Origin of the sequence: Veillonella sp. 3627 (assembly GCF_003992195.1) — a bacterium.
Lineage (GTDB): Bacteria > Bacillota > Negativicutes > Veillonellales > Veillonellaceae > F0422.
This window is the reverse complement of record NZ_RQVG01000023.1, coordinates 1-827: the sequence shown is the minus strand read 5'-3', so window position 1 is coordinate 827 and position 827 is coordinate 1. Positions and strand designations below refer to the sequence as shown.

Below are 827 nucleotides of genomic sequence, written 5' to 3'. Positions count from 1 at the left end.
GTTACATCTATCAATGGTCCTGAAGGTACAACAAGTCCAACAGAATTGAAAAATGTGAAAAACAACATTCCAGCAGTAAATGATGCTGATAAAAAAGTAACAAACCCTGATGGTACAGAAAAAGGAACTGCAGGAGATGTAAACAATATCAATAAAGCTCCGTTGACAGCAACGGAAGCAGCTGATTTATTGAACCCAACAAAAGATGGAAAACCTAACCCTAACTTTGTAGGTAACAATGCAGCTACAGTATCTGATGTATTAAATGCAGGTTGGAACTTACAAAACAACGGTACTGCGAAAGACTTTGTAAAACCATATGACACTGTAAACTTTGTAGATGGTGCGAATACAACAGCAGTTGTAACTACTAATGAAGATGGCACAACAAGCAATGTTACATACAATGTAACAGGATTACCTGTGACTTTCACAGATAAAGATGGTAAACCAGTATCTAAAATTGGTGATAAATACTATCCAGTGAATGAAAAAGGTCAACCGGTTACTCCAGATGGTAAACCAGCTGTAAAAACTAATGAAGAAGGTAAACCAGTTACAGCAGATGGTACTGTTATTGAACCAATCGATACAAAAGCAAATCCATTACAATCCAATTTGGTGAATCCTAATGTAGAAAATACAAAAGAAAAACCAAATAATCAAACTACAAGTCCAACACAATTGGGTAATGTAGCGAATGGTGCTAACACATTTGATCCAGTAGATGGCAAAAAATTAGGTAATGACGGTAAATGGTATAATGCAGCGGATGTACTTCCAAATGGTCAACCAAAAGAGAATGTACAACCAGTAGCAAAACCAGA

Annotated in this window: 1 pseudogene; it reads left to right on the top strand. The window is 36.3% G+C overall.

What is annotated here, in order from left to right:
• Positions 1-827, top strand: a pseudogene (locus EO114_RS07900) (hypothetical protein); the annotation flags it as partial.